The 239-nt window shown below is 65.7% G+C and carries 1 protein-coding gene; it reads left to right on the forward strand.

Going from position 1 to position 239, the window contains the following annotated elements:
• The coding region (locus F1003_RS19185; protein ID WP_162307027.1) for a lipocalin family protein at positions 1-239 on the forward strand (239 nt) is incomplete at both ends.

Raw genomic sequence — 239 nt, forward strand, 5'->3', positions numbered from 1 at the left:
TGAACGAGACGTGGACCAGCAGCGGGAAGCGCGACTACATCAAGGGCACCGCCTACAAGGCCGACCCGGCCAGCGACGAGGCCAAGCTCAAGGTCAAGTTCTACCTGCCCCCCTTCCTCCCCGTCATCCCCGTCGTCGGCGACTACTGGGTGCTCTACGTCGACGACGACTACCAGTACGCGCTCGTCGGCGAGCCGCGGCGCAAGGACCTGTGGATCCTGTGCCGGCAGACGAGCATG

Origin of the sequence: Winogradskyella ouciana (assembly GCF_009709615.1) — a bacterium.
Lineage (GTDB): Bacteria > Bacteroidota > Bacteroidia > Flavobacteriales > Flavobacteriaceae > Winogradskyella > Winogradskyella ouciana.